Annotated in this window: 24 protein-coding genes; 15 read left to right on the forward strand and 9 right to left on the reverse strand. The window is 66.4% G+C overall.

Annotated elements, in window-relative coordinates; translation table 11 throughout:
* Positions 1-62: 62 nt before the first annotated feature.
* The 6 genes from QMX83_RS10290 to QMX83_RS10315 are packed head-to-tail and all read left to right on the forward strand — an operon-like array spanning position 63 to position 7962.
* Positions 63-410 carry a hypothetical protein gene (locus QMX83_RS10290; protein WP_282296536.1) on the forward strand — a complete coding sequence of 116 codons (348 nt, stop codon included), beginning with the start codon at positions 63-65 and terminating at the stop codon, positions 408-410.
* Positions 411-470: 60 nt separating this feature from the next.
* Positions 471-1805, forward strand: coding sequence for an SWIM zinc finger family protein (locus QMX83_RS10295; RefSeq protein ID WP_282296537.1), 1335 nt, complete (start codon positions 471-473; stop codon positions 1803-1805).
* On the forward strand, positions 1802-3334 hold the full coding sequence (locus QMX83_RS10300; protein ID WP_282296538.1) for a DUF5691 domain-containing protein: 1533 nt from the start codon (positions 1802-1804) through the stop codon (positions 3332-3334). Before QMX83_RS10295 ends, QMX83_RS10300 begins: the two co-directional genes overlap by 4 nt.
* Positions 3335-3362: 28 nt before the next feature.
* Positions 3363-4445: an AAA family ATPase gene (locus QMX83_RS10305; protein WP_282296539.1), complete on the forward strand. Its 1083-nt coding sequence runs from the start codon at positions 3363-3365 to the stop codon at positions 4443-4445.
* Between the two features lie 14 nt (positions 4446-4459).
* The gene (locus QMX83_RS10310; RefSeq protein WP_282296540.1) at positions 4460-6778 is read left to right on the forward strand and encodes a DUF5682 family protein; all 2319 of its coding nucleotides are present in this window, start codon (positions 4460-4462) and stop codon (positions 6776-6778) included.
* A complete protein-coding gene (locus tag QMX83_RS10315) occupies positions 6775-7962 on the forward strand; it encodes a VWA domain-containing protein (RefSeq protein WP_282296541.1) in 1188 nt (395 codons plus the stop codon). The genes QMX83_RS10310 and QMX83_RS10315 overlap by 4 nt, the downstream gene beginning before the upstream one ends.
* Positions 7963-8026: 64 nt before the next feature.
* On the opposite strand, the gene QMX83_RS10320 is transcribed toward QMX83_RS10315, so the two are convergent.
* The gene (locus QMX83_RS10320) at positions 8027-8920 is read right to left on the reverse strand and encodes a LysR family transcriptional regulator (protein ID WP_282296542.1); all 894 of its coding nucleotides are present in this window, start codon (positions 8918-8920) and stop codon (positions 8027-8029) included.
* Positions 8921-9042: 122 nt separating this feature from the next.
* On the opposite strand from QMX83_RS10320, the gene QMX83_RS10325 reads away from it, so the two are divergent.
* The 4 genes from QMX83_RS10325 to QMX83_RS10340 are packed head-to-tail and all read left to right on the forward strand — an operon-like array spanning position 9043 to position 12048.
* Complete coding sequence (locus QMX83_RS10325) at positions 9043-10077, forward strand: alpha/beta hydrolase (protein WP_282296543.1); 1035 nt, start codon at positions 9043-9045, stop codon at positions 10075-10077.
* A gap of 24 nt (positions 10078-10101) precedes the next feature.
* Complete coding sequence (locus tag QMX83_RS10330) at positions 10102-11286, forward strand: MFS transporter (protein ID WP_282296558.1); 1185 nt, start codon at positions 10102-10104, stop codon at positions 11284-11286.
* Between the two features lie 29 nt (positions 11287-11315).
* Positions 11316-11696 carry a YbjQ family protein gene (locus QMX83_RS10335; protein ID WP_282296544.1) on the forward strand — a complete coding sequence of 127 codons (381 nt, stop codon included), beginning with the start codon at positions 11316-11318 and terminating at the stop codon, positions 11694-11696.
* Position 11697: 1 nt separating this feature from the next.
* Positions 11698-12048 carry a hypothetical protein gene (locus QMX83_RS10340; protein WP_282296545.1) on the forward strand — a complete coding sequence of 117 codons (351 nt, stop codon included), beginning with the start codon at positions 11698-11700 and terminating at the stop codon, positions 12046-12048.
* A gap of 53 nt (positions 12049-12101) precedes the next feature.
* Here QMX83_RS10340 and QMX83_RS10345 read toward each other — a convergent pair whose 3' ends face one another.
* The 6 genes from QMX83_RS10345 to QMX83_RS10370 form a co-directional block, all read right to left on the reverse strand.
* On the reverse strand, positions 12102-12701 hold the full coding sequence (locus QMX83_RS10345; protein ID WP_282296546.1) for a hypothetical protein: 600 nt from the start codon (positions 12699-12701) through the stop codon (positions 12102-12104).
* 73 nt (positions 12702-12774) lie between these two features.
* Positions 12775-14043, reverse strand: a complete 1269-nt coding sequence (locus QMX83_RS10350) for a type II toxin-antitoxin system HipA family toxin (protein ID WP_282296547.1) — start codon at positions 14041-14043, stop codon at positions 12775-12777.
* Positions 14040-14258 carry a helix-turn-helix transcriptional regulator gene (locus QMX83_RS10355; RefSeq protein WP_282296548.1) on the reverse strand — a complete coding sequence of 73 codons (219 nt, stop codon included), beginning with the start codon at positions 14256-14258 and terminating at the stop codon, positions 14040-14042. The genes QMX83_RS10350 and QMX83_RS10355 overlap by 4 nt, the downstream gene beginning before the upstream one ends.
* A gap of 121 nt (positions 14259-14379) precedes the next feature.
* Positions 14380-14562 (reverse strand): hypothetical protein, encoded by a 183-nt coding sequence (locus QMX83_RS10360; RefSeq protein WP_282296549.1) that lies wholly within the window; start codon positions 14560-14562, stop codon positions 14380-14382.
* A complete protein-coding gene (locus QMX83_RS10365; RefSeq protein WP_282296550.1) occupies positions 14559-15695 on the reverse strand; it encodes a PepSY-associated TM helix domain-containing protein in 1137 nt (378 codons plus the stop codon). Before QMX83_RS10365 ends, QMX83_RS10360 begins: the two co-directional genes overlap by 4 nt.
* Positions 15696-15748: 53 nt before the next feature.
* On the reverse strand, positions 15749-17830 hold the full coding sequence (locus QMX83_RS10370) for a TonB-dependent siderophore receptor (protein ID WP_282296551.1): 2082 nt from the start codon (positions 17828-17830) through the stop codon (positions 15749-15751).
* A 181-nt stretch (positions 17831-18011) separates the two neighbouring features.
* On the opposite strand from QMX83_RS10370, the gene QMX83_RS10375 reads away from it, so the two are divergent.
* The 3 genes from QMX83_RS10375 to QMX83_RS10385 all read left to right on the forward strand — a co-directional run bounded on the left by QMX83_RS10375 (position 18012) and on the right by QMX83_RS10385 (position 21259).
* Complete coding sequence (locus QMX83_RS10375) at positions 18012-18230, forward strand: hypothetical protein (RefSeq protein WP_282296552.1); 219 nt, start codon at positions 18012-18014, stop codon at positions 18228-18230.
* Between the two features lie 126 nt (positions 18231-18356).
* The gene (locus tag QMX83_RS10380) at positions 18357-19334 is read left to right on the forward strand and encodes a DUF4105 domain-containing protein (protein WP_282296559.1); all 978 of its coding nucleotides are present in this window, start codon (positions 18357-18359) and stop codon (positions 19332-19334) included.
* Positions 19331-21259 carry an alpha/beta fold hydrolase gene (locus QMX83_RS10385; RefSeq protein WP_282296553.1) on the forward strand — a complete coding sequence of 643 codons (1929 nt, stop codon included), beginning with the start codon at positions 19331-19333 and terminating at the stop codon, positions 21257-21259. Before QMX83_RS10380 ends, QMX83_RS10385 begins: the two co-directional genes overlap by 4 nt.
* A gap of 2 nt (positions 21260-21261) precedes the next feature.
* Here QMX83_RS10385 and QMX83_RS10390 read toward each other — a convergent pair whose 3' ends face one another.
* Positions 21262-22623 carry an MFS transporter gene (locus QMX83_RS10390; RefSeq protein WP_282296554.1) on the reverse strand — a complete coding sequence of 454 codons (1362 nt, stop codon included), beginning with the start codon at positions 22621-22623 and terminating at the stop codon, positions 21262-21264.
* An 88-nt stretch (positions 22624-22711) separates the two neighbouring features.
* Between QMX83_RS10390 and soxR the strand changes: the two genes are divergently transcribed.
* Positions 22712-23146 (forward strand): redox-sensitive transcriptional activator SoxR, encoded by a 435-nt coding sequence (gene soxR, locus QMX83_RS10395; protein WP_282296555.1) that lies wholly within the window; start codon positions 22712-22714, stop codon positions 23144-23146.
* Here the strand turns inward: soxR and QMX83_RS10400 are convergent, their stop codons facing one another.
* Positions 23147-23749 (reverse strand): short chain dehydrogenase, encoded by a 603-nt coding sequence (locus QMX83_RS10400; protein ID WP_282296556.1) that lies wholly within the window; start codon positions 23747-23749, stop codon positions 23147-23149.
* 96 nt (positions 23750-23845) lie between these two features.
* On the opposite strand from QMX83_RS10400, the gene QMX83_RS10405 reads away from it, so the two are divergent.
* Positions 23846-24724: a LysR family transcriptional regulator gene (locus QMX83_RS10405; RefSeq protein ID WP_282296557.1), complete on the forward strand. Its 879-nt coding sequence runs from the start codon at positions 23846-23848 to the stop codon at positions 24722-24724.
* The last annotated feature ends 114 nt before the right edge of the window (positions 24725-24838 follow it).

The following is a 24838-nucleotide window of genomic DNA, read 5'->3' on the forward strand; positions in this document are numbered from 1 at the left end:
CTTTACGCTTCCCGTAGGGCCGGGCTCTGCCCGGCAATTCCCGCACGTCAAGGAATGACCCAATGGAACCGGACTACTGGCGGTACCACAAAGCAACCGGCTGCCCCGTGCCGCAGGCCAAAGCGCTGTTCGCCGAGATGACTGCCCTCTGGCAGCAGCGCGTACTGCAGGCCATTGAGCACGATCCTCCCGGTCGCCTCCTCTCCGATCCCATCGAACGTGACCCCCAGTGGGCCGACATCATCGAAGCGGCCAGGCTCGAGGCCGAGCAGACTGCTACTGAAACCGGACACACCGGCCGCGGACGGTGCCACGTGGTGTGGCGCGTGCAGGCAGACATCCTCGCCCAGCGCTATGGCGTGGTCTGGTTCTCGCCGGCCAGAATGAATCCAGGCGCGACGTTCGATTGACCACTCAACCTGTCACCCAACCTCAGCTATCATCAGACCCAATCTGATGTGAGTACGGATATGGAAGTGCGACTCACGCGCGAGCAGGTACTCGCGCTTGCACCTGATGCTGCGTCAAGCAAAGCCGGCGCTGGACTGGCCACTGATGGCAAATGGGGCCTGCTCGGGGCCGATGACGAGGCACTGTGGGGCGAATGCCAAGGCAGTGGCTCCAAGCCATACCAGACCCAGGTCGACCTGGCCGCGCTGGTCAGCCGCTGTTCGTGCCCCAGCCGCAAGTTCCCCTGCAAACATGGCTTGGCCTTGCTGCTGTTGTACACGGCCGGCAATCCTCGCTGCGTGCCGGGTGCGCGGCCGGCCTGGGTCGACGAGTGGATGCAGGGGCGTCGCGACCGCGCTGCCCGCAAGGAGGCGGCCGCTGAAGCCGCCGCCAGTGCGCCGCCTCCGGACCCACAGGTACAGGCAGCTGCCGCCGCCAAGCGCGAGGCCACGCGGTGGTCGCGCATGGAAACCGGTGCCGGCGAACTGCAGCGCTGGATCGCCGACCAGTTCCGCCAGGGTTTGGCCAATCTGGGCAACGGGTTTGAACAGGACGCGCGGCGCATGAGCGCGCGCATGGTCGATGCGCAGGCCCCTGGGCTTGCCACTTTGCTGGACCACGCCGTGGCCGGCAGCGGCCGTGATCTGGCGGGGCTGGCCCAGCTGGGCGAGCGCCTGGGCCTGCTGCAACTGCTGACCCAGGCGGTGCCGCGCGTGGACAGCTTCAGCGCAGCGCGCCAGGCCGACCTGCGTGCCGCGCTGGGCTGGCCGGTCGATCGCGAGACGGTTCTGCGCGACGGCGAGGCGGTGCACGATGGCTGGTTCGTGCAGGGTCAGCAGCTGATTGAACACCCGGGCAACCTCACCGAGCGCCGCGTGTGGCTGCACGGTCTGGAAAGCGGTCGGGCGGCACTGCTGCAGGACTACAGCCACGGTGGCCGCGGCTGGGATCAGCAGTGGCGTACCGGTTATCGCCACGCGGGTACCGTGCATTTCCACGCTGGCACGGTGCCGCTCCGCGCGGTGGCCGCGGATGTACAGGGCGGCACGGCGTCCGCAGCGCCCCGCGACGACACTTTCGATACCGTCGCGCAGGCGCACGCCGCCAATCCCTGGTTGCCGCAGGTGCCGATGCGCCTGCACGAGGTCACGCTCGCCCACGACGGGCAGCACTGCTGGGTGCAGCACGCCGAGGGCACGCTGGCGTTGCAGCTGGCTCCGATGCCTGGCTGGTCGCTGATGGCTTTTGCGGGCGGTCATCCGCTGTGCCTGATGGGCGAGTGGGACGGTCAGGCACTGCAGCCGCTGACGGCTTGGAACGCACAGGGCGAGCAGTGGGAAAGGAGCAGCGCATGAACGACGCCTGGTTGAAACCGGCCCTGCTGGGCATCGACCGCCCGCAGGCGATTTCGATGGACGGCCCGGTCGGCGAAGTGCTGGCCGCACTGGCGACGCAGGACGACGCCGCGCTGGGCTACAGCCAGCAGGTTGGAGTGTTGGCCGCGTGCCAACGCGCTGCGATGCGCCTGGCCGCGCCGGTACCGTCCCCGGCACCGGCTGCGCCGGACACGGCGGTGCTGCCGGCGGACCATCGCTGGAGTCCGCTGCTCAAAACACTCTTCAGCGGCGGTCAGCCGTCCCCCTGGGGGCGGCGCGTTCGCCATGAGGCTTGCCTGCAGCTGGCAGCGCAGGGGCGGCACCTGCCGGTCGCTTCGTTACACCACGCGCTGGAGGCCGGTGCACGCTCGATTGCGCTGCGCCCGCACTTGCGCGCTGTGCTGGGTGAGCGCGGACGCTGGCTGGCGGCATGCAACCCGGACTGGGCGTTTGCCGTGGATGCCAGTGTCGCTGCCGAAGGCACCGACGCCGCCGAGCTGGAGCGTGCCTGGCAGGAAGGCAGTGCAGAGGTTCGCCTGCAGGCCTTCCAGCAGCTGCGCGCGCAGGATGCCGAACAGGCGCGTACCCGCCTGCAGGAGAGCCTGAAGACACTTTCGGCACGCGAGCGCGTCGACTTCATCACGGCCCTGCAGCCCCAGCTCAGCGATGCCGATGCAGAACTGCTGCGGCCGCTGCTCAAGGACCGCAGCCGCGAGGTCCGCCAGCTGGTGGGCCCGATGCTGGCACGGCTGCCCGCCGCGCCGCACGCGCAGTACCTGCAGGCGCAGATGCAGACGCTGCTGCAGGAACAGCGTGGCGGTCTGCTAGCAGGCAAAGCGTGGGTACTGGCCGCGCCCGATGCGGCGCAGCCGGAGTGGGCGGACGCGGCCATCGACCCCAAACGACCGAACGGTGAATCACTGGGCGAGCGCGCCTGGTGGTTGTACCAGTTAGCCCGCCAGCTGCCATTGGCCTGGTGGGAGCAGACACTGCAGCAGTCGCCGACCCAACTGCTGGAGTGGGCGCGCAGCACCGACTGGTATGACGCGCTGCTGCGCGCGTGGCTGGAACGCGTGGATGCCAGCACGCCGCAGTGGGTGGAGGCGCTGATCGGCGTCGACACCCTGCGCGCCCGCTTGGGCGAGCTGATGGCGCTGCTGCCGTCCGACCAGCGCGAGCGGCATTGGCCGGCCAACGCGCGTGAGCTGCACGAACACCGCCTGCTGGGCGACGTGCTGGGCAGTACCGCGCCGGGGCAGACCCTGAGCGAGGCCTATTCGCTGCGCCTGGCCCCCAGCCTGGGTGCGCAGCTGGGCGATGAAGTGCTGCGCTACGACTACTACCTGCGTGACGTGCTGCTGGAGCTGCTGGCGGTGCTGCACCCGACCGCTCTGGCTGAAGTGCGGGTGGCGGAAGCACCGGCCAACGCCACCGACGCCATGCTCGATTGCGTGCAGCAGGCCCATCAACTGCTGGCGTTGCGCCAAGCCCTCAATTCCCACCTTTGATCTCGACTGACTTTTCACTGGAGCCCTCATGAGCACTGCCGTCCTGCGCCAGCACGCCGAACACCAATACGCCGAGGAACTGGAGGAACTGCGCCGCCAGGACAACCGCCAGCGCCCGGCCAACTGGACGATGTCGCCGTGGGCGGTGGTGACCTATCTGGTCGGTGGCACGCTGGAGAACGGGTTTGTGGTCAGCCCGAAGTACATCGGCGAGCGCCGCCTGATGGAAGTGGCCGTGGCCACCATCGCCACCGACCGCGCGCTGCTGCTGTTCGGGGTGCCGGGGACGGCCAAGTCGTGGGTGTCCGAGCACATGACGGCCGCGATCAGCGGTGACTCCACGTTGCTGGTGCAGGGCACCGCCGGCACCAGCGAAGAACAGATCCGCTACGGCTGGAACTACGCGCAGCTGTTGGCCAACGGCCCCAGCGAAAAGGCGCTGGTGCCCAGCCCGCTGATGAATGCGATGCGCCTGGGCAAGATCGCGCGCATTGAAGAACTGACCCGCATTCCGGCCGACGTGCAGGACGCGCTGATCACCGTGCTCTCGGAAAAGACCCTGCCGGTGCCGGAACTCGGCAGCGAAGTGCAGGCGGTGCGCGGCTTCAGCGTGATTGCCACCGCCAACAACCGCGACAAGGGCGTGAACGAGCTTTCGAGCGCGCTCAAGCGCCGCTTCAACACCGTGATCCTGCCGGTGCCGAACAGCGAAGAAGATGAAGTCGCCATCGTGCTCAAGCGCGTCGGTGAAATGGGCGTGGCGCTGGACCTGCCGGCGGAGCCGCCGGCGCTGCAGGAAGTGGCGCGCGTGGTGCGCATCTTCCGTGAGCTGCGCAACGGCGTCACCGAAGACGGCAAGGCCAAGTTGAAGAGTCCCACGGCCACGCTGTCTACTGCTGAAGCCATCTCGGTGATCAATAACGGCATGGCGCTGGCCGGTCACTTCGGTGATGGCGTGCTGCGACCGGCCGACATGGCCGCCGGCATGATCGGTGCCATCGTCAAAGACCCGGTGCAGGACGCGCTGGTGTGGAAGGAGTATCTGGAAACCGTGGTCAAGGAACGCGATGAGTGGAAGGACCTGTACCGCGCCTTCCGCGAACACGTCTGAGCGGACCGGCGTCGATGAGTGACGGCATTTCCCTGTTCGGCATCCGCCATCACGGCCCGGGCTGTGCGCGCAGCCTGTTGGCCGCGCTGGAGGCGCAGCCACCGCAGTGCCTGCTGATTGAAGGCCCGGCGGGTACCGAGGCGCTGCTGACGCACGTGCTGGAAGCGGGCATGCAGCCACCGGTGGCGCTGCTCTCCTACAGCGTGGACGACCCGCAACTGGCGGTGTTCCATCCGTACGCGCAGTATTCGCCGGAATGGCAGGCGATGTGCTGGGCGATGCAGCGCAACGTACCGGTGCGCTTCATGGACGTGCCGCCCCCGCTCACATTGGAGTGGCAGGCACAGGCCCGCGCCGCGCAGCAGGCAACGCCTGAAGGCGACATGCCGGAGCCGATGGATGAAGGCGCAGCCGTGCCCGATGTGGAGCAGGCCGACGCCGAAGCACCGACACTGGAACAGCGCCCGGCCGACCCGCTGGATTGGCTGGCGCGCGCCGCCGGTCACGCCGACGGCGAGACCTGGTGGAACCACATGGTGGAAGAGCGTGGCGAAGGCGAGGGCCTGTTCCAGGCGATCGCCGAGGCCATGGCCGCCGTGCGTGAGCACACGCCGCCACTGAGCGGGCGACGGGGCGAACACGAGGCGGTGCGCGAGGCGCACATGCGTGTGGCGTTGCGCGCGGCCAGCAAGGAGTTCGAGCGCGTGGCGGTGGTGTGTGGTGCCTGGCACGTGCCGGCGCTGCAGCCGGAGGCCTTGCGCACCAACAGCGCGGCCGCCGACAACCGGCTGCTGAAAGGCATGCCCAAGCGCGGTACGCAGAGCACCTGGGTGCCGTGGACCTATCGGCACCTCAGCAGTGCCAGTGGTTACGGTGCCGGCGTGGACGCGCCGGGTTGGTACGACCATCTGTGGCGCAACGCCGGCCAGCATGCACAGCGTGCCGTGGGCTGGTACGCCCGGGTCGGACGCCTGCTGCGCGAACACGGACTGGATTGTTCGCCGGCGCACCTGATTGAAGCCACGCGCCTGGCCGACACCCTGGCGGCGCTGCGCGAGCGCCCAGCCCCCGGTCTGGAGGACATTGCCGAAGCCAGCCGAGCGGTCATCTGCAATGGCGATGACGCGCCCATGCGGCTGATCCGCGAACGCCTGATGGTGGGCGATGCGCTGGGCCAGGTGCCGGACACCGTGCCCGTGGTGCCGCTGCAGCGCGACCTGGAGGCACAGCAGAAGCGGCTGCGGCTGAAGCCCGAAGCGCTGGAGAAGACCCTCGATCTGGACCTGCGCAAGGACAACGACCTCGCCCGCAGCCACCTGCTGCACCGGCTGCAGTTGTTGGGCATTGGCTGGGGCCAGTTGGCGCGCACCGGGGCTTCGGCGCGCGGCACCTTCCATGAAGTCTGGCAGTTGGCCTGGCAGCCGCAGTTCCTGGTGGATCTGGTGGAGGCTAGCCGGTACGGCCAGACGCTGGTGGATGCGGCATCCAGCAAGGCCATTGCCGAGGCACGCAATGCCAAGGATCTTCCGGAAGTGTCGGAGCTGGTAAACCAGGTGCTGCTGGCCGACCTGCCACAGGCAGTGCGCAGCATCGCCGCTGAACTGGAGGCGCGCGCCGCCACGCAGGCCGATCCGCTGGCCCTGCTCGGCGCACTGCCACCGCTGGCGAACATCCACCGCTACGGCAACGTGCGCCAGACCGAAGGGGTACAGGTGGCGCATGTATTCGACAGCATGCTGGAGCGCGCGGTCATCGGCCTGAGCCTGGCACTGTCGAGCCTCGACGAGGCGCATGCCGAACAGGCCCGCGGTGTGGTGCTGGAGGCCGACCGCGCCATTGGCCTGCGCAACGATGCGCAAGGCACTGAAGACTGGCAGCACGCCCTGCAGCGCGTCGCGTTGTCGCCTGCATGCAGCGCGTTGCTGCGCGGCGTGACCCTGCGATTGCTGTTTGATGCCCAGGTGTTGCCGACCGAGCTCGTGCACACCCAGTTGCAGCAGCAGTTGTCGCCAGGTGCTGAACCGTTGCATGCCGCACAGTGGCTGGACGGTTTCCTCAACCGCAATGCCACCGTGCTGCTGCACGACGACGCCGTGTGGCAGATGATCGATGCCTGGGTGGTCGCGCTGGATGAGGAACAACTCGTGCGCGCGCTGCCACTGGTGCGACGCACCTTCGCCGCTTTCGAGGCCGCCGACCGCCGCGACCTGGGCACGCGAGTGAAGCGTGCGCCGCTGCAGGGATCCGTGGCCGCACCGGCTCCGGACTGGAACGCGGCCCGCGCCGAACGCGCGCTGCCGATGCTGCGCGAACTGCTGGGATTGCCCGCATGACTGAAACCGCTGACGAACAGGGCGCACTGCCGCCCACTACCCGCGAACAACGCTGGCGCATGATCCTTGGCCAGGAGGCGGAGGCCAGCTGTGGCGCGCTGCCCAAGCCGCTGCAGGGCATCGACCAGGCGCTGGCGGCGCTGTACGAGCCGGATGGTACCGGTGGCCTCGGACGTCGCGGTGGCCGTGGCGCGTCCTCGCCGAATGTGGCGCGCTGGCTGGGCGACATCCGCCGTTACTTCCCCTCGTCAGTGGTGCAGGTGATGCAGCGCGACGCCCTGCAGCGGCTGGACCTGACCCAGATGCTGCTGGAAAAGGAAATGCTGGAGCAGGTGCAGCCCGACGTGCATCTGGTGGCCAGCCTGATCGGCCTGAGCCAGGTCATTCCGGCCGAAACCAAAGAGACCGCGCGCATGGTGGTGCGCCAGGTGGTGGATGACCTGCTGCGCCAGCTGGAGGAGCCGATGCGCTCGGCAGTCAGCGGCGCGCTGGACCGCGCCCGCCGCAACCGCCGCCCACGTCTGGCCGAGATCGACTGGCACCGCACCATCCGCACCAATCTGCGGAATTGGCAGCCGGAGCTGCGCACCGTGGTTCCGCAGGAACTGATCGGCTATGGCCGCAAGGCGCGCAAGCCACAGCGCGAGGTGGTGCTGTGCATCGACCAGAGCGGCTCGATGGCCGCCTCGGTGGTGTACTCCAGCATCTTCGGTGCGGTGATGGCCTCCCTGCCGGCAGTGTCCACAAAGCTCGTGGTTTTCGATACCGAAGTCGTGGACATGAGCGAGCAGCTGGATGACCCGGTGGATCTGCTGTTCGGTGTGCAACTGGGCGGTGGCACCGACATCCACCGTGCCGTGACCTACTGCCAGAGCCTCATCCGCGAGCCGCACAACGCGATTCTGGTGCTGATCTCCGACCTCTACGAAGGCGGGGTGGAAGACCGCCTGCTGGCCCGCGCGCGTGAGCTACTTGAGGCCGGCGTGCAGTTCATCGTGCTGCTGGCGCTGAGCGACGAAGGCACGCCGTCGTACGACCATGCGTTGGCTGCCCGTCTGGCCGCGCTGGGCGTACCCTCGTTCGCCTGCACCCCCGATGCCTTCCCGGGCTTGATGGCGGCCGCCATCCGTCGCGACGACATCAACCAGTGGGCGGGCGGGCAGGGACTGCTGACCACAAGGTAGTGCCACGCCCTGCGTGGCAACCTCATCCGGTCTGACCATTCCCGCAGCCGCGCAGGGCGCGGCGCTACGCAGGTATCCGCAACGCCTCGATCACCAGCGCAAAGGCGGGTGAATGCTGCTTCCGGCTGGGGTAATACAGGTGATATCCCGGAAACGGCGGACACCAGTCCTGCAGTACACGCACCAGTTGGCCGTTCTCCAGATAAGGCGAGAACTCTTCCTCGGGCAGGAACGTGATGCCTAATCCATCCAAAGCGGCCAGCACCATGTGCGGCGAACTGTTGAACACGGCTTGGCCTTGCACACGAACATTCACCTGCCGGCCCTTGCGCTCGAACTCCCACACATACAGCCCGCCGGTGGTCGGGAAGCGGATGTTGATGCAGTTGTGCTGCGTCAGGTCGGCCGGCACCTTCGGCATGGGGTGCTGGCGGAAGTAGGCGGGTGAGGCGGCCGCCGCCATGCGCAGCTTCGGCCCTATGGGCAGTGCCACCATGTCCTTGTCGATGCTCTCGCCGAGCCGTACACCGGCATCAAAGCGGTCGGCGACGATATCGCGCAGGCCGTAGTTGATGTCGAACTCGATGTTGATGTCCGGGTAGCGGTGCATCAGCGGCAGCAGGCGGGGCAGCAACACGGTGCGCAGCACGTGGTCGCCGCTGGTGAGCCGAACCGAGCCAGCAGGCTTGTCGCGCAGTTCGGTCAACGCATCCAGCTCGGCTTCAATGTCATCGAAGCGGGTGCCAATGGCCTGCAGCAGGCGCTCGCCGGCGGGGGGTGCGCTCACGCTGCGGGTGGTGCGGGTCAGCAGACGAATCTGCAGGCGTTCTTCCAGCGCCTTGATCGCCTGGCTCAGGGCAGACTGGGAGACGCCCAGCGTCGCGCCGGCACGGGTGAAGCTGCCTTCCCGGGCCACGGTGACAAACGCCAGCAGGTCATTGAGGTTTCGTCGGGCCATGGGCGCAGTGTCGCACCCTTGATTGATTAGTGGAACTAATAAGCCCTAAAAGAACTCATTGGCTAATCAATGTAATCCGCGTCCGGCACACTGCCGCCATCTCCCCCAGACCGGATACCCCGATGAAGAAGGTAGTGCTAGCCGCCGCGCTGATGGCGGCCTCGTCCCTGGCCTTGGGTCAGGACCTCTCCAACGGAGCGGACAACTTTTACCGCAGCGAGCAGGTCAGCCTGGAAAAGGTGAGCTTCACCAACCAGTACCAGATGAAGGTGGTGGGTAACCTCTATCTGCCCAAGGACCGCAAGCCGGGCGTGAAGTACCCGGCCATCGTGGTCGGCCACCCGATGGGCGCAGCGAAAGAGCAGAGCTCCAATCTGTATGCGCAGAAGCTGGCCGAGCAGGGCTTCGTGACGCTTGCCATCGACCTGTCGTACTGGGGCGAAAGCCAAGGCGAACCGCGCCACCTGGTCGCGCCGGAAATCTACACCGACGACTTCAGCGCAGCGGTGGATTACCTCAGCACCCAGTCGTTCGTGGATGGGACCCGCATTGGCGGTCTGGGTATCTGTGGCAGCGGCAGCTTCGTCATCAGCGCGGCCAAGATCGACCCGCGCATCCAGGCGGTCGCGACGGTCAGCATGTACGACATGGGGGCGGCCGCACGCAACGGCTTGAACCGGTCGCAGTCGCTGGTGCAGCGCAAGGCGATGATCGCCGCCGCCACGCAGCAGCGTCTGGCGGAGTTCACTGGTGCCGAAGCACAGTACGTGCCTGGCACGGTGAACGAGCTGGATGCCGACACGCCTCAGATCCAGCGCGAGTTCTTCGACTTCTATCGCACCCCGCGCGGTGCCTATGCGGCCGCAGGCGAGCAGCCGGAGCACACGACCCAGCCATTGTTCAGCAGTCTGGTCAAGTTTCTCAATTTCTATCCGTTCAACGATATTGAAACCATCGCGCCGCGCCCGATGTTGTTCATCAGCGGCGATCAGGCGCACTCTCGCGAGTTCAGTGAGGACGCGTACCGTCGTGCGGGCGAGCCGAAGGAGCTGTATTGGGTGAAGGACGCCGGCCATGTCGATCTGTATGACCGCACCCGTCTGATTCCGTTCGACAAGCTCACCGGATTCTTCCAGAAGCACCTGGCCGCGAAGTGAGTGAACGTGTCTGATTCCACTGCCATGCGCGCGCATTGGGGCGGCGTGTTCGCGATGACGCTTTGCGTGTTTGCGCTGATCGCCTCGGAGTTCATGCCGGTCAGCCTGCTCACCCCGATGGCGGCCGATCTGCAGGTCAGCGAAGGCTGGGCCGGATACGGTATCGCCATCTCCGGAGCCTTCGCGGTCCTTACCAGCCTGTCCATCGGGCGGTTGGCGGGGAATCTTGATCGCAAGACCGTGCTGTTGCTGCTCACTGCGTTGATGGCTCTGTCGGGCCTGGTAGTGGCATGGGCTCCCAGCTACGCGGTGTACATGCTCGGGCGCGCGCTGATCGGGGTGGTCATTGGCGGTTTCTGGTCGCTGTCGGCAGCGACTGCCATGCGGCTGGTGCCACCGGCACAAGTGCCGCGCGCGCTGGCCGTGTTCAATGGCGGCAACGCGCTGGCGACTGTGATCGCGGCACCCCTGGGCAGCTATCTGGGCGGTGTGATCGGCTGGCGCGGCGCGTTCCTGTGTCTGTTGCCATTGGCCTGCATCGCGCTCGCCTGGCAATGGGCCAGTTTGCCGCGCATGGCCGCGCAACCCGCTGGGGCCCGCCGCAGCCTGTTCGTTCTGCTGCGCAGGCGGGTGGTGCTGTTGGGCATGATGGCTTGCGGCGCGTTCTTCATGGGCCAGTTCGCACTGTTCACGTATGTGCGTCCGTTCCTGGAAACGGTGACGCATGCCAGTGCCAACACGCTGCCGTGGATGCTGTTGGGCATCGGCGTAGGTGGCTTCCTGGGCACGGTGGCGATCGGTGCATTCATCCGGCGCGGTTTGTACCGCACGCTGGTGGTGCTGCCGCTGTTGATGGCGGTCATTGCGGTGGTGCTGATTCCACTCGGCACCAAGCCTGGGACGGTGGCACTGCTGATGGCCATCTGGGGATTCTTCGCCACTGCGGCCCCAGTGGGCTGGTGGAGCTGGCTCGCTCGTACATTCACTGAAGACGCCGAAGCCGGCGGCGGCCTGATGGTCGCGGTGGTGCAGTGTGCGATCGCATTGGGCTCTACCGTGGGCGGGCTGCTGTTCGACAGCTTTGGTTTCGCTACCACCTTTCTGGCCAGTGCGGCAGTGTTGCTGTGCGCGGCAGCACTGGCCGGCATGACCGCAGTTGAAGGCAGGGCACCAGCGCAGCAGATCAATCGGGCTGGCGAAATGGTGTAATGGGGGCCCCAAGCAGGAGCTCGACGTTCATGGCAGACCCCTACAACAGCGGCATTCCCAGCACCGCCGCGCCGCAGTTGAACGATTCCATGGTGACCACGGCCTTCGAACTGCCGGGTTACCGGGTGGCCCGCAACCTGGGCGTGGTGCGCGGCATCACCGTGCGCTCGCGCTCCATCGTCGGCAATTTCCTTGGCGGCATCCAGACAATCTTCGGCGGCAACATCACCATCTACACCGAGCTGTGCGAACAGGCCCGCGAGGAAACCTATCGCGATATGGCCCGCCACGCCCGCCAGCTGGGGGCCAACGCCATCATCGGCATGCGCTATGACGCGACTGACGTCATGACCGGGCTCACCGAGGTGCTCTGCTACGGCACTGCCGTGGTGGTGGAGCCCGTGCGCTGAGATGAGCGAGGTTGCCGCCTACGTGCTGGGGGTGGAAGAGGGCAGGGCGGTCGCGCTGCTCTCTTCCGTGCTGGGTACGCTGGTCCGTGAAGGCGGCAATCAGGATGGCTTCTGCATCTACACCGCTGGTGCTGTCACGGTAGTGATGATCCCCGCGGAAGACCTGCTGGAAATATGGGTGCATCACAGCAAGGCATGGCCATCCTCGCCTGCATTCGCGCGTTTCCTGGCCGCCAGGCTGGCTTGCGCCGTTCGTTGTGACCCCGGCGCGGAGGCAGCGGATATCGACCCGTATTCCGACGCGGTTCTGGAGATTGATCGCGAGGGCGAGCGCATCGTCACCCTGACCTGATCGGACACGCATGGCGTGTCCCTACGTAGTGACGCGCCAGGCGCGTCAACTCATCACACCTCGGTCCGCACCACGCGCCCGGCGTTGTCGCGCATCTCCACCATCCACCACTGTGCATCCGACCCTTCGGTGCGGAACCGCATGTGGCTGGCCATGGCGGTCAGCGCCTCCGTATCCGGTGCCAGCGCGCGCTCCACGAAGTCCAGCAGGCTCACGCCCAATTCAACGAACTCAAACCCGTCGTGGTCGAATGCCACCACAGACCCGGCACCATCGCCCTCCTGCTGGACCAGCAGGTAGTTGCCGGTTGCAGGTACTTCACCCACCACCAGATAGCCACCTTCGGAGGACGGCAGGAAGTCATCGTCTTCTTCGTCATCCACCCAGCCGCGGTAACAGGCTTCGAGAGTCGCCCATTCGCTGGGATGCGCTACACGGAATGCGGCCTCATCCTCGTCTTCCTGATGGGTGTACAGCCGCAGCCCACCGAACTGGTCATAGAAGTCCTTCAGTCCCGGCACATCGGGAAGCACTGCCTCCTGAGGTGGCAGCAACTCATGCGCGAAGGTCACTGTCTTCTGGTTTTCTTGTGCATGGATCTGGTGGCAGAAGAACTGGCCGCCATGGGCGGCAATGCGTGCTTTCAGGGTCATCCTTGGCTACCTGTTGGAAGGGCGTTGTTGTCGGAGTCTAAGCGCCACGCCATCGACAAGACAACGGAGTGAATCAGCGCTTTGCGAGCCGCTCCAGCATGCGCTGTGCATTGTCTGTGATCGGCTGCAGTGCCCGGCGCTCGAGCAGCGCTGCGTCAGCGCCCTCCTGCTCCAGCTCGGCCAGCACCGCTGGTAGAACGCCGATGATCTGCTCCGCCAGTTCCTGTACGCGCCGCCGGACCAGCCGGGGGGCGAATCCAGCCTGGCGCGCAAACACATCCCAATCGGCGGCTTCGACCTGGTCAATGCGCTGTGCATTGCCGATGTCCAGTGCCGGCGTGCGTTCGATCTCCCGCTCGGAAAACGCGATGGTGGGAACCAGATCGTAGAAGGGCGCAAGGCGCAGGTCGCCCTGCCGGCCATGGAGTATGGCCAGGTTCTTGCCGTGGGCATCGGCGTTGCCGATCAAAGCGGAATAGACCGTCCAGTTCAGGAAATGCTGACTGGCCCTGGGGCCCATCACGGCTTTGGTCCGGATCAATGCGGCGCACTTGGCCAGGGTGGGGCCGCCCTGAGACTGATACTTCATCTCCGACGGATATCCGAGCGCCTGGCAGAGATCTTCCTGATGCAGCCGGGTCGCCGCACCTTCGGATGTGCCAGCGCGGTCGTATCGGGCAAGCAGCAGGGCCTGCCTGCCCGCCACGCTCACCAGTTCGCAGTCGATGACATGCAGGCCGACATGCCTGGCGAGACGAAGGCCGAGTGCTTCCAGTTCGCGCAGCCCGCGCAAGCTGCGGCTGTCGGGTTTGAGAATGTGGGTGCTCAGCTCATCGGTGTTCGGCAGACGAAGCCTTCCATCCGTTTCGCGGACCACTGCCAGCTTGTCCTGGGCACCCGCCAGGGACAGCCGGTGGGGCGCACCGGCCAAGGCCCACTGCCCATCAACCGATCCGTCTCCGGCCAGATAGAACAGCGTTTCAAGGTCCGTCTCGTCTTCAGCCGGCGTGCCAGTCGTGGTGCCTATGCTGACGGCACCCGCGCACTCACCGCCGATAGCGGCCAGCAGCGCGAAATCATCCGAGGGCGAGATACGCAGCCGGCTTGCGACGGACTCCTTGATGCGTCCTTCGGGCAACAGGTTCGCAAACCAGTTGCGGACTACTGCTCCGTAATAGGGCTCCGGGCGGACGGGCAGGGAGAGTGACAGCCCCAGCGTGGCGACCTCGGCCGCGTTGCCGTCGTAAGTGAACTGCCAGTCTTCGGGCGAGCGCAATGTTCCGGAGAGCAACAGCTCTCCGATGGGCTTTCCATGCAGGCGTACCGGCAGCGTTTCGCTCACGTGGCGTGGTCCTCCAGCGTCATGCGCAGCCCGAGTACCTGCAACACGTGGAGTACCTTGGCAAATTCCAGTGAGGGCTTGCCGTGTTCAAGCTCACCGATGAAGCGCAGCCCGGTTCCGGACAGGCCGGCCAGGTCGGCCTGAGTCAGAGCATGCCGCTTGCGCGCTGCGCGCACGGCTTTGCCGAGATCCTGCATGTAATCGACGATGGGCATGAAAATTCCCGTACGGTAATATTTTGGCCAGATTGGCGAGGAAATCGCCAAAAAGTCCCGTACGGGAATAATTGACCATAATTTCGCCAATTGCAACCAAATATTCCCGTACGGGAAGATATTAGCGCGTTCGCTTCACCCAGGCCCGTACCACCAGGCCGATCAGCCCGGCGAATACCACCCAGGACACCACGTCATACGCGCCATCTCCGAGCAGGGCGCTCACCAGGCCCACCACGCTGATCACCGCAATCCAGGCCGGTGCGGTGAACGGGCTGCCGGTCGGGGGCGTGGGGCGGCTCATGCGGTACCTCCGGTCTTCTCCGCGCGTTCGATCTCGGTCACCCGCGCCTCGGTGCTGCCGCGCTTGAACCACAGGTACAGGCCGCTGATCAGTACCAGAATGGTCAGCAGGTCCAGAATCGCCCACAGGATCTTCAGCGGCAGGCCGCCGTAGTTGCCGAAGTGCAGCGGCTGGCTGAGCAGCAGCACGGTCATGTAGACCGGCAACTGCGGCTGCGCGGTGAGGTCGCCGGTCACCGCGTCAATCAGCACCGGTCGGTACATGCGCTCGGTCAGCGGGGTATTGCCCTGCATGAACACCCCGTAGTGGTGGTCGCCGCTGTAGCCAGTGCCGGGGAAGCTGACGAAGGCCGGGCGCATGTCCGGTTCGGCGGCGCGCGCGGTAGCCACGGCGGCGTCCAGCGAGGCCAGCGTGGTGGGACGCGGCTGGCCGGCATAGCGCGCAGCGAACTCGCCGAGCTGCTGGTTCTGCCAGGCCGTTTCCAGCGGCTTGGCGATGGTGTTGATCGCACCGGTGAGGCCGACCACCAGTGCCCAACCCAGGGTCACCACACCGATCACGTTGTGCAGGTCCAGCCAGGCCAGACGGCGGCTGCGTCCGGTGCGCAGGGTGCCGAAGCGCTGCCGGCGCATGAAGGGGCCGTACAGCACCAGGCCGGAGATGATCGCCACCGCGAACAGCAGGCCCATCGCGCCCATGAACAGCAGGCCGGGCAGACCGACGAACAGGTCGGTATGCAGGCGCAGCAGGAAGTACATCACGCCTTCATTGAACTGCGGCGCAGGCACCACCTCGCCGCTGCTGGCGTGCAGCAGGGCGGTCTTCATCTGCGGCGGCGGCGTGTCCACCTGCGCGCCGGTGTTCACATAGACGGTGTGGCCTTCCCAGTCCCAGCCGATGAACAACGGCACGTTGCCGGGATACTGGGCTAGTGCGGTATTGACCTGATCGTCCAGATTGCGCGGCGGTGCGCTGTCCTGCGGATGATCAACGTGCGGTTCGCTGAGGTGGTCGATTTCCTCGGCGAAGATCAACGGCAGCCCGGTGATGCACAACAACAGCAGGAAGACGGTGCAGATCAGGCTGGTCCACTTGTGGACCAGGAACCAGGCTTTGATGGTGGTGCGTTGCATTGAGTTCTCTGGCGGCGGCTGGAGATGGATTGCGGTGTTGCGGGGTGGAACGATCAGAACCGGTAACTGATCGTGCCGGTCACCGTGCGCGGATTACCGGTGAAGCAATCGCCGAAGTTGCGGCACGGCGCGTAATACTTCTTGTCGGCAAGATTGGTGATGTTGAGCGCCATCGTCCAATCCACCACCTGGATTTCAAACAACGCATCCACCAGCGTGTAGCTGGGTGTACGGATGAAACCGCCGAAGCCCAGCGACTGGCTGTTGCCCACGTAGCGGCCGCCCAGGCCCACGCGCAGGCGCGAGTCGTCGTCGATCTGGAAGCCCTTGGCCAGCCACAGCGACGCCAGTTCCTGCGGGGTGTCGTTGAGCCGTTGGTTCACTTCCATCTCGAAGTTGCTCTTGGTCACCTTGGCGCGGTTTCGCGAATAGGCAGCGGTCATCGTGACGTCGTGATCGAACGAGAACTGACCTTCAAGCTCCACACCCTTGGACTCGATCTCACCAGTCTGGACCACGTTGAGCGGGTTCTCCGGGTCGTTGGTCTGGCGGTTGGTTTCGGTGATGCGGTAGGCCGAGGCGGTCACCAGCATGTTCGGTGCCGGCTGCCACTTGATGCCGCCTTCCCACTGGTCGCCTTCCATGGGCTGGAAGGCACGGCCGTAGATGTCCTGGCCGGTGACCGGCAGGAACGACTCGCTGTAGCTGATGTAGGGCGAAACGCCCGCGCCGATCTCGCCGATCAGGCCGGCACGCCAGGTGGTGGCGTTGTCGGTCTGGCTGGGCAGGCCTTCGGTTTCGCTGCGGGCGTGGTCGCGACGGGCACCCAGCACCATCGAGACACGATCGGCCCAGCGGATCTGGTCCTGCACGTACACGCCCAGCTGGGTGGTGCGCTGGTCGGGCAGGCGGTTCCAGCCGTTGATCACGATCCCGCTGGAGACCGGGGTGTAGATGTCGATCGGGGTCGGGGTGGCATCCAGCTGCAGGGCTTCTTCGCGGTAGTCGCTGTAGTCCACGCCGGCCAGCAGCTGGTGCTGCAGCGGGCCGGTGGCGAAGTCGAACTGCAGGGCGTTGTCGCTGGTGAACGAACGCACGTCCGGGCGCACGCCGTAGGCATTGCGGTTCACCACGCGCTTCTCAGCATCAATGAACGGGTCCAGCGGGTTGCTGTAGGCGTCCGGGTACAGCTCGCGGAATTCGGTTTTGCCGTCCAGGTAACGCAGCGACGAGCGCAGGCTCAGCGTGTCGCTGAAGCTGTGCTCGAACAGCGCGGTCACGCTGTACACGCGCGAATCGAGCTTGTCGAAGTCCTTGTCGCCGAGGAAGGTACCGGGGTCCAGGCGCGGCATGCCCGGGGCGGCGTTCAAGGTAGCCACCACCGGCAGGAACTGCTGGCTGGAGGCGGTCTTGTCGTGCTGGTAGCTGGTGAGCAGGGTGAAGGTGCTGCTGTCGCCGCGCCAGCTCAGCGAAGGGGCGATGTAGATGCGGTCATCGTCGATCACGTCGGTCTGCATGCCTGCGTTGCGTACCAGGCCCACCACGCGGCCGGCGACGGTGCCGGCGTCATTGAGGGAGCCCCCCACGTCGGCCTGGAACTGTTTGCGGTCGAAGTTGCCCAGCTGCACGCCGACCTCACCGCCGACGTCGGTGAAGGTCGGGCGCTTGGTCATGGCGTTGATGATGCCGCCGGTGGCTCCGGCCCCGTACAGCACCGACGACGGGCCACGCAGTACTTCCACGCGCTCCAGTCCATACACCTCGGTGCGTGCCAGCGGGCTGAAGCCGTAGCTGCGACGCAGGCCGTCCACGTACTGCACCGGGTCGAGGCCGCGCACGGTGCTGCCGTCGCTGCGGGTGTCCAACCCATAGGCGTCGGCGGTGACGCCGGCGCTGTAGCGCAGGGTCTCCTGCAGGTTGCGTGCGCCGCGGTCGGTGAACAGCTCGCTGCTGACCACGCTGATCGCCTGCGGGGTCTGGGTCAGCGGGGTGTCGGTCTTGGTGGCGGTGCTGGCCCGGTCGGCCACGACCGTGACCTGGTCGAGGGTACGGGCGTCCTGGGCCTGCGCCAGGGCGCTGGCCAGCAGGGTGGGAACCACGAACAGCAGGGCACGGCGACGCGGCAGGGCGGTCATGGCGGCATTCCAAGGGTGAGGGCCGGAATTATCGGGACCCGGCCCCGCCAACGCAAATGAGTCTCAGGTGCGGGTTGTCGTCACGTCGTGGGTTTCATCCAACTGCCACATCCCATGCACGGGGCTTTCCCGCGCGCGTCCGTAGGGTAGGACGTCCCCGAACCCCACCGGAGACGCCGCCATGAATGTCCTGCAGACCGCCGCCCGCACCATGCGCAACGGCCTTGAGGAGATGGCGGCCCTGCTGGTCGGCGAGCGCGCTGACGACCTTCGGGCCGACGACACCGCCGCCCCGGGCGTGGGGATTCCCATGCCGCGCCGGTTGCCCTTGCGCCGCCCCCGGCTGAATGCGCGCAAGGGCATGGCCCCCTGGCAGAAGGTGGGCGCTGCCCGCAGATAAGGCGTCCGCTGGCCCCGCCGGCATCACCACCCATGTCACGTACACGTCCGTTATGGCTAACTAGCGCCTATTCAACTGACGGATCGATGCGTGAAGACAGCAGGACGGTGGGGATTGGCAGCGCTGATGCTGGTGGCGGCGCTATGGGTGCTTGGACTGCTCGCGTATCAATTGCCCGGTCCCGGCTGGGTTCGGGGCGTCGCCTTGGTGCTGTGGGGCGGCTTCGCGCTGTTTACGGCCGTAGCGGTGGCGCGGGCACGCGCCGGGCGCTGGCCGGGTGCACTGTTCGCTGCTGTGCTGGTCGCCACAGGTCTCTGGTGGCTGCTGCTGACGCCGCGGCAGGACCGCGTCTGGGCTGACGATGTCGCGCAACGGCTGAAGGTGGTCTCTTTCGACGGCCATCACGTGGTGCTGGACAACGTGCGCAACTTCGCCTGGCACACCGAAGAGGACCACGACGTACGTTGGGAGCGTCGCGAGTACGACCTGGACCAGCTGCGCTCGGCCGATCTGGTGATGTCGTACTGGATGGGCCCGATGATCGCCCACACCCTGGTCAGCTTCGGCTTCGCGGACGGTCGCCAGCTGGTGTTCTCAGTGGAGATCCGAAAGGAGCGCGGCGAAAGCTTCTCGGCGCTGGGTGGGTTCTTCCGCAAGTTCGAGATGACCCTGGTCGCTGCCGAGGAAACCGATATCGTCCGGGTGCGCAGCAATGTGCGCGGCGAGGACGTCTATCTGTATCGGCTCAAGGGCATGACCCAGGAGCAGCTCAAGGGGTTGTTCGTCTCCTACATCGGCGAAGCCCGCAAGCTGGATGCGGCCCCCGCGTTCTACAACACCCTGACCAGCAACTGCACCACCATCGTGTATGAGCTGGCCAAGCAGATCGCGCCGGGACTGCCGCTGGACTACCGCCTGCTGGTTTCGGGTTATTTCGCCGAGTACGCGCGCGATCTTGGCGTGCTGACCCCGGGCGTGGACTTCGCCACGTTGAAGGCGCGTGGTCGCATTACCGAGCGGGCGCGTGCGGCCGGCGACGACCCGGCGTTCTCGCGACTGATCCGGGTAGGCGTGCCGGGCGTCGAGGCGGAGACTGCGCAATGAGCACAGGGTTCCGTCGCCTTTTACCGGTGTTCGCCTCCATGGCCCTGCTGCTGACCAGCGGCTGCGCCATGGTCACCATGAAGCAGGTAGCCCCCACCGAATACCTCGCCAACAAGCGTGGCGACGTGCTGACCAGCGGCGATTTCAGTGCGGCCTCGCGGGAAACCCTGAGCGTGGTCGGTCTGAACGAGGACCAGTGCGAGAAGGACATCGTTGCCTGCGAGAAAACGCTCAAGAACACGGTCGATGTACCCGAGGAGCAGCGCCTGTCGGCGCTGTCCGAACTGTGGGTCAAGAATGCGTTGGCGCTGAGTCCCAAGCCCAAGGACCGCGACAAGCATCCGATGTCCGAAGCGGCGCTGGATGCCTGGCTGGAAGCAGCGCGCTACGCCTACGCGTACCTGTTCTTCAGCGGGCGCACGCCGTCGCAGCGCGCCTTTGAGGACCGCCAGACCCAGGTCCGCGACTACTACAACTACGCCGCCGAGCAGACCGCTGCGGTGGTGTTCAAGCGCAGTCGCGAAAGCGCGCTGGAAGGCGAGGACTACAACGCAGCGGTGGCCGGTGAGCGCTGGACGCTCACCTCCGACTTCGACCAGCTGCGCCTGACCAGCATTCCCACCAGCATGGCCCCGGCGTCGTCGTTGAGCTTTGCCGGCCTGCGGAGCACGTATCGTCGCGATGGCTTCGGGGCCGAGCTGGTCGTGCTGATGGACCCGCCCAAACTGATTGCGCCGCCGCCGGGAGAGAAAGCCGAGATTCCGCAGTACAGCGAAATGTCGGCGATCAACGCCACCGCGCTGCTGAAGTTCCGGGGCAACAGCCTGCAGGAAGTGCTGGACACCACCCAGGTGTTGTTCGACGTGTACTCACCCGAGTCCACCGAAAGCGTTGAACTGCACGGCGAGAAAGTGCCGCTGGCCGGCAACTTCACCGCCGCCTACGGCATGTGGCTGGCCCAGAGTGGCTTTGCCACGCAGTCACTGCGCACGCTGTTCGGCATGAGCGAAGGCATCGCCGAACCGCACATGTACCTGATGCAGCCGTGGGATCCGAACCGCCGGATCATCTTCATGCTGCATGGGCTGGGCAGCAGTCCGGAAGCCTGGGTCAACGTGGCTAACGAGATTCTCGGTGACCCGGAGCTGCGCAAGCACTTCCAGGTCTGGCAGGTCTACTACCCGACCAACGCGCCGATTGCCCTGAACCGCTACGAGATCGACCAGGCATTCAACAACACCCTGCAGCATTTTGATCCTAACGGCAGCTCACGCGCCTCCAAGGACATGGTGTTCATCGGCCACAGCATGGGCGGCGTGCTGGCACGGCTGCTGGTCAGTGACTCCGGCGAAGTGCTGTGGAATGACCTGCTGGCCAACTACAACCTGAAAGGCGAACGCTTGAAGCGGGTGCAGGCCAAGCTCGGCCCGCTGCTGCACTTCGACGCGGAGCCGAATGTGGAACGCGCGATCTTCATCGCCGCCCCGCACAAGGGCACGGACATCGCAGGCAATCGCCTGGGTCGCCTGATCGGTCGGCTGGTGCGCCTGCCGATCACCCTGCTGGGCAAGTTCGAAGATGTGTTCCAGACCCTGCAGCAGGCCGAAGCGCAGTCGGCGCAGCCGAAGAAGCTGGTCATTCCCAACAGCATCGACAACCTCAAGGCGGACGATCCGTTCGTGAAGGCATCCAGCGCGCTGCCGATCCGTCCGGGGCTGAAGTACCACTCGATCATCGCCCAGCGTAAACCCGAGGTGCCGCTGGAAAAGTCCGACGACGGGCTGGTGCCGTACTGGAGTGCACACCTGCCGGGCGCGCTGTCGGAGAAGGTGATCATTTCCGGGCACAGCGTGCAGGAAACCCCGCAGGCGGTGCTGGAAATCCGCCGCATTCTGCGCGAGGATCTGGAAGAGGTCGGGGACTGACCTTACACCCGCCGTGCGACCACCACGCTCAATGCAGCCAGCATCAGCATCACGCCGAAGATCAGCAGATACCCCAGCACCACATCCACGCTGAGCATCACCGCGAAGACCGAACCGGAGACCGCCAGCGTGGTCGCCACCGCCAGCGCCTCGCTCAACTGCAGGGCCGAGCTGTTCGCGCCCTGCTGCGCCGGCGGCGACAATGACAAGGTGAGCACCGCAAGGCTGGGGTAGATCAAGCCCATGCCCAACCCGGTCAGGGTCCAGCCGCCCAGTGCCAGCCACAACGGCACGCCCGGCTGCAGCGCCAGCGCGGTGGCAATGATTCCAACGCACATGAGCAGCGCACCCGCATGCAGCAGTTGCCGGCGCGACCAGCCCTGGCCCTGGTGACCCTGGAACCAACTGCCGCTGAACCAGCCCAGTGCGCCCAGGCTCAGCGCCACGCCGGCCAGCAGCGGGGTCAGACCGCGCTCGCGCTGCAGCAGCAACGGCAGGAAGGCCTCGCAGCCGAAGAACGCCGACGCGGCAATGCCGCGCAGGGCGATCACACTGGGCAGGCCGCGATGCAGTGGCAAGGTGCCGGGTGGCAGCAGCTTCCAGCTGCACAGCACCAGCGCGGCAGTGGCCGGCACCATCAACAGCGCCGCCGTTGCACCGGTCTGCTGGCCGCCGACGTAGAGCAGCAGTGCAGCCAGCGCCGCGCCCACGGCCCAGCGCACCACCGGGTTTGCATCGCCTTCGCTGCGGGGTGCTGCCTGCACCTCGCGCAATGCAGGGCGGAGCAGCCACGCGGCCGGCAGCGCCAGCAACGGCACCGCCAGAAACACCCAGCGCCAGCCCAGGTGCTGCACGATCAGGCCGCTGATTGCCGGGCCGACCAGCGAAGGCACCACCCAGCCCGCCGAGAACGCGGCGAACACACGGGGGCGCAGCGCTTCGGGATAACAGCGCCCCACCAGCACGTACAGCGACACCGAAATGGCACCGGCACCCAGGCCCTGCAGCAACCGGCCCAGCACCAATACCGGCATGTGCTGGGCCAGCCCGGCGACCAGCAGTCCGAGCACGAAGCAGCCCAGCCCCATCCACAACGGCCGTGCGGGACCCTGCTGGTCGCTCCAGCGTCCGGCCAGGGTCATGCCGATCACGCTGGTGGCCAGCGTGCCGCCGAAGGCCAGCGCGTACAGACGCAGACCGTCCAGCGCCGTGGCCACGGTCGGCATCGCCGCGGCGACCGCGAGCGCTTCGAAGGCGTGCAGCGAGACCAGTGCCACCATGCCCAGCGTGGTGGCGCGGTAGCGCGGCGAAAGGATGGACTCCGCGGCGGGAGCGGCAGTGACGGACAAGGGTTCAGACGACATGGCAATCCAGACAATCAGGGGCGGCGGCGCTTGCGCAGCGCAGCGCGGTGACGCAGGATCACACCTTAACCAAGGTTGAGGTCAAGGAATGATTGCGCAGGAGCTGAGTGTAGGCGAGGTGGCGCGCCGCAGCGGAGTGGCGGTGTCCGCACTGCACTTTTATGAGCGCAAAGGCCTGATCCACAGTCTGCGCACGGCGGGCAACCAACGCCGCTACGGGCGCGAGGTGCTACGTCGGTTGGCGGTGATCCGCGTGGCACAGCGGGTGGGCTTGCCGCTGGAGGCGGTGGCGAATGCGTTTGCGGCCCTGCCGGAAAACAAGACGCCGACCAAGGCCGAGTGGGCGCGGATGTCGGCGCTGTGGAAGGAAGAGCTGGATGCGCGAATCGAGCAGTTGCGCTTGTTGCGCGATCAGTTGACCGACTGCATTGGCTGCGGGTGTCTGTCGTTGAAGAAGTGTCGGCTGGCCAACCCGGGGGATGCGCTGGGAGAGCAGGGCGATGGGGCGCAGCGCTGGGGGTGATCACCACACGGTGATCACCTGTCCACTCTGCACGCCTTCCACGCTGCGCTGGTACGCCAGCGCCGCGCGCTGTGCACTCACCGGCTCAAACCCGGGGAAATACGCGCCGTAATCGCCCATCGATTCCACCAGTACGTTCGGGCTCACCACATTGATGCGCAGCCCGCGCGGCAGCAGGTCGAAGGCGGCTGCGTGCACGAAGCCCTCCAGCGCCGCATTCACTGCCGTGGCATTGACTCCGTCGCGGATCGGCTGCGCACTGACGATGCCGCTGGTCAGGGTGATCGAGCCGCCGGTGCGCAGATGGTGTTGGGCGGCCAGGGCCAGCCGCACCTGGCCGAGCAGCTTGTCCTGCAGGCCGAGGTTGAACTGCGCCGGGGTCATGTCGGCGATCGGGCCGAAATGCAGCCGCCCGGTCGTCGCCACCACGGCATCCAGCGGACCGGTCTGCGCGAACAGGGCCTGCACGCTGGCGTCGTCGGTCAGGTCCACCTGCACGTCGCCGCTGTGGCGGCCGGCGCGGACCACCTCGTGATGTGCCCCCAGGGTGCTGGCCACGGCCTGGCCCAGGGTGCCGCTGGCACCGACCACAAGAATCTTCATCAGCGTTGCTCCGTAGGGAATGCCTGCAGTCTGCGCCGTGGTCACGGGGTTTGGTAAGGGGCGTATGATTCGGACATTGCTAACTGGAGGTTTGCAATGGACGTGTTACGTGGCATGCAGGCCTTCGTCGCCGTGGTCGATCGCGGCAGCCTCAGCGCCGCCGCCGAACAGCTGGGTGTTTCGGCAGTCATGGTGGGCAAGTACCTGCAGCAGTTGGAAACCCATGTGGGCGCGCGCCTGCTGCAGCGGAACACGCGCCGGCAGAGCCTGACCGACGCCGGCCGCAACTACTTGGCGGGCTGCCGGGCGGTGCTGGAGCAGGTGCAGCAGGCCGAAGCCAGCGTCGAAGGGCTGCAGCGCCAGCCGCAGGGCGTGCTGCGGATCAGTGCGCCGGTTACCTGGGGCAGTTGTGTGCTGGCCCCGCTGGTGGCGCGCTATCTGGAGGCGCACCCCAAGGTCAGTGTCGAGCTCGACCTGAGCAATCGCCGGGTCGACCTGATCGAGGAACAGTTTGATGCCGTGGTGCGGATGGGGGCGCTGGGCTCGGCGGAATGGGTGGCGCGACCGCTGCCGCCGTACGCGATGCAGATCTGCGCCGCGCCGGCGTATCTGAAACGCAAGGGCACGCCGAATCACCCGTCCGACCTGGGTGACCACGATTGCCTCACGCATCTGGCGTGGCGGGGCGGGCATGGCTGGCGGTTACGTGGTTACCCTGAGCAGGACTGGTCGGAACACTCACGGCTGCTGTGCAATGACGGCGACGGCCTGCGCCGGGCCGCGCTGGGCGGAGCCGGGTTGATCCTGCAACCGGCGGTGCTGCTGGCCGAGGATGTCGCGGCCGGGCGGCTGGTGCCGGTGCTGGCCGATTTTCTGCCCGAGCCGCGGCCCTTGCATCTGGTGTATCTGCCGGACCGCCGGCCGCGGCCGAAGCTGAGCAGCTTTGTCGAATTCCTGCTGGCCGCGCTCGACTAGCGCGGTCGTAGAGCCACGCCCTGCGCGGCTGCGCTATGTCCAACCGGGTCGAAGCCACGCAGGGCGTGGCTCTACGGAATCGTTCAATCGTTCGCTGCGGACAGCGCCTTGCCG

This window comes from Stenotrophomonas sp. PS02289 (assembly GCF_029960115.1).
Classification (GTDB): domain Bacteria; phylum Pseudomonadota; class Gammaproteobacteria; order Xanthomonadales; family Xanthomonadaceae; genus Stenotrophomonas.

Excerpts from the sequence above, each read along its gene's own strand:
- QMX83_RS10400 (WP_282296556.1), bottom strand. The coding sequence starts at position 23,749 with ATGAAGATTCTTGTGGTCGGTGCCAGCGGCACCCTGGGCCAGGCCGTG.
- QMX83_RS10325 (WP_282296543.1), top strand. The coding sequence starts at position 9,043 with ATGAAGAAGGTAGTGCTAGCCGCCGCGCTGATGGCGGCCTCGTCCCTG.
- QMX83_RS10295 (WP_282296537.1), top strand. The coding sequence starts at position 471 with ATGGAAGTGCGACTCACGCGCGAGCAGGTACTCGCGCTTGCACCTGAT.
- QMX83_RS10310 (WP_282296540.1), top strand. The coding sequence starts at position 4,460 with ATGAGTGACGGCATTTCCCTGTTCGGCATCCGCCATCACGGCCCGGGC.
- QMX83_RS10360 (WP_282296549.1), bottom strand. The coding sequence starts at position 14,562 with ATGAGCCGCCCCACGCCCCCGACCGGCAGCCCGTTCACCGCACCGGCC.
- QMX83_RS10315 (WP_282296541.1), top strand. The coding sequence starts at position 6,775 with ATGACTGAAACCGCTGACGAACAGGGCGCACTGCCGCCCACTACCCGC.
- QMX83_RS10300 (WP_282296538.1), top strand. The coding sequence starts at position 1,802 with ATGAACGACGCCTGGTTGAAACCGGCCCTGCTGGGCATCGACCGCCCG.
- QMX83_RS10380 (WP_282296559.1), top strand. The coding sequence starts at position 18,357 with ATGCTGGTGGCGGCGCTATGGGTGCTTGGACTGCTCGCGTATCAATTG.
- QMX83_RS10290 (WP_282296536.1), top strand. The coding sequence starts at position 63 with ATGGAACCGGACTACTGGCGGTACCACAAAGCAACCGGCTGCCCCGTG.
- QMX83_RS10345 (WP_282296546.1), bottom strand. The coding sequence starts at position 12,701 with ATGACCCTGAAAGCACGCATTGCCGCCCATGGCGGCCAGTTCTTCTGC.
- soxR (WP_282296555.1), top strand. The coding sequence starts at position 22,712 with ATGATTGCGCAGGAGCTGAGTGTAGGCGAGGTGGCGCGCCGCAGCGGA.
- QMX83_RS10320 (WP_282296542.1), bottom strand. The coding sequence starts at position 8,920 with ATGGCCCGACGAAACCTCAATGACCTGCTGGCGTTTGTCACCGTGGCC.
- QMX83_RS10375 (WP_282296552.1), top strand. The coding sequence starts at position 18,012 with ATGAATGTCCTGCAGACCGCCGCCCGCACCATGCGCAACGGCCTTGAG.
- QMX83_RS10335 (WP_282296544.1), top strand. The coding sequence starts at position 11,316 with ATGGCAGACCCCTACAACAGCGGCATTCCCAGCACCGCCGCGCCGCAG.
- QMX83_RS10340 (WP_282296545.1), top strand. The coding sequence starts at position 11,698 with ATGAGCGAGGTTGCCGCCTACGTGCTGGGGGTGGAAGAGGGCAGGGCG.
- QMX83_RS10405 (WP_282296557.1), top strand. The coding sequence starts at position 23,846 with ATGGACGTGTTACGTGGCATGCAGGCCTTCGTCGCCGTGGTCGATCGC.
- QMX83_RS10365 (WP_282296550.1), bottom strand. The coding sequence starts at position 15,695 with ATGCAACGCACCACCATCAAAGCCTGGTTCCTGGTCCACAAGTGGACC.
- QMX83_RS10385 (WP_282296553.1), top strand. The coding sequence starts at position 19,331 with ATGAGCACAGGGTTCCGTCGCCTTTTACCGGTGTTCGCCTCCATGGCC.
- QMX83_RS10330 (WP_282296558.1), top strand. The coding sequence starts at position 10,102 with ATGCGCGCGCATTGGGGCGGCGTGTTCGCGATGACGCTTTGCGTGTTT.
- QMX83_RS10370 (WP_282296551.1), bottom strand. The coding sequence starts at position 17,830 with ATGACCGCCCTGCCGCGTCGCCGTGCCCTGCTGTTCGTGGTTCCCACC.
- QMX83_RS10390 (WP_282296554.1), bottom strand. The coding sequence starts at position 22,623 with ATGTCGTCTGAACCCTTGTCCGTCACTGCCGCTCCCGCCGCGGAGTCC.
- QMX83_RS10305 (WP_282296539.1), top strand. The coding sequence starts at position 3,363 with ATGAGCACTGCCGTCCTGCGCCAGCACGCCGAACACCAATACGCCGAG.
- QMX83_RS10355 (WP_282296548.1), bottom strand. The coding sequence starts at position 14,258 with ATGCCCATCGTCGATTACATGCAGGATCTCGGCAAAGCCGTGCGCGCA.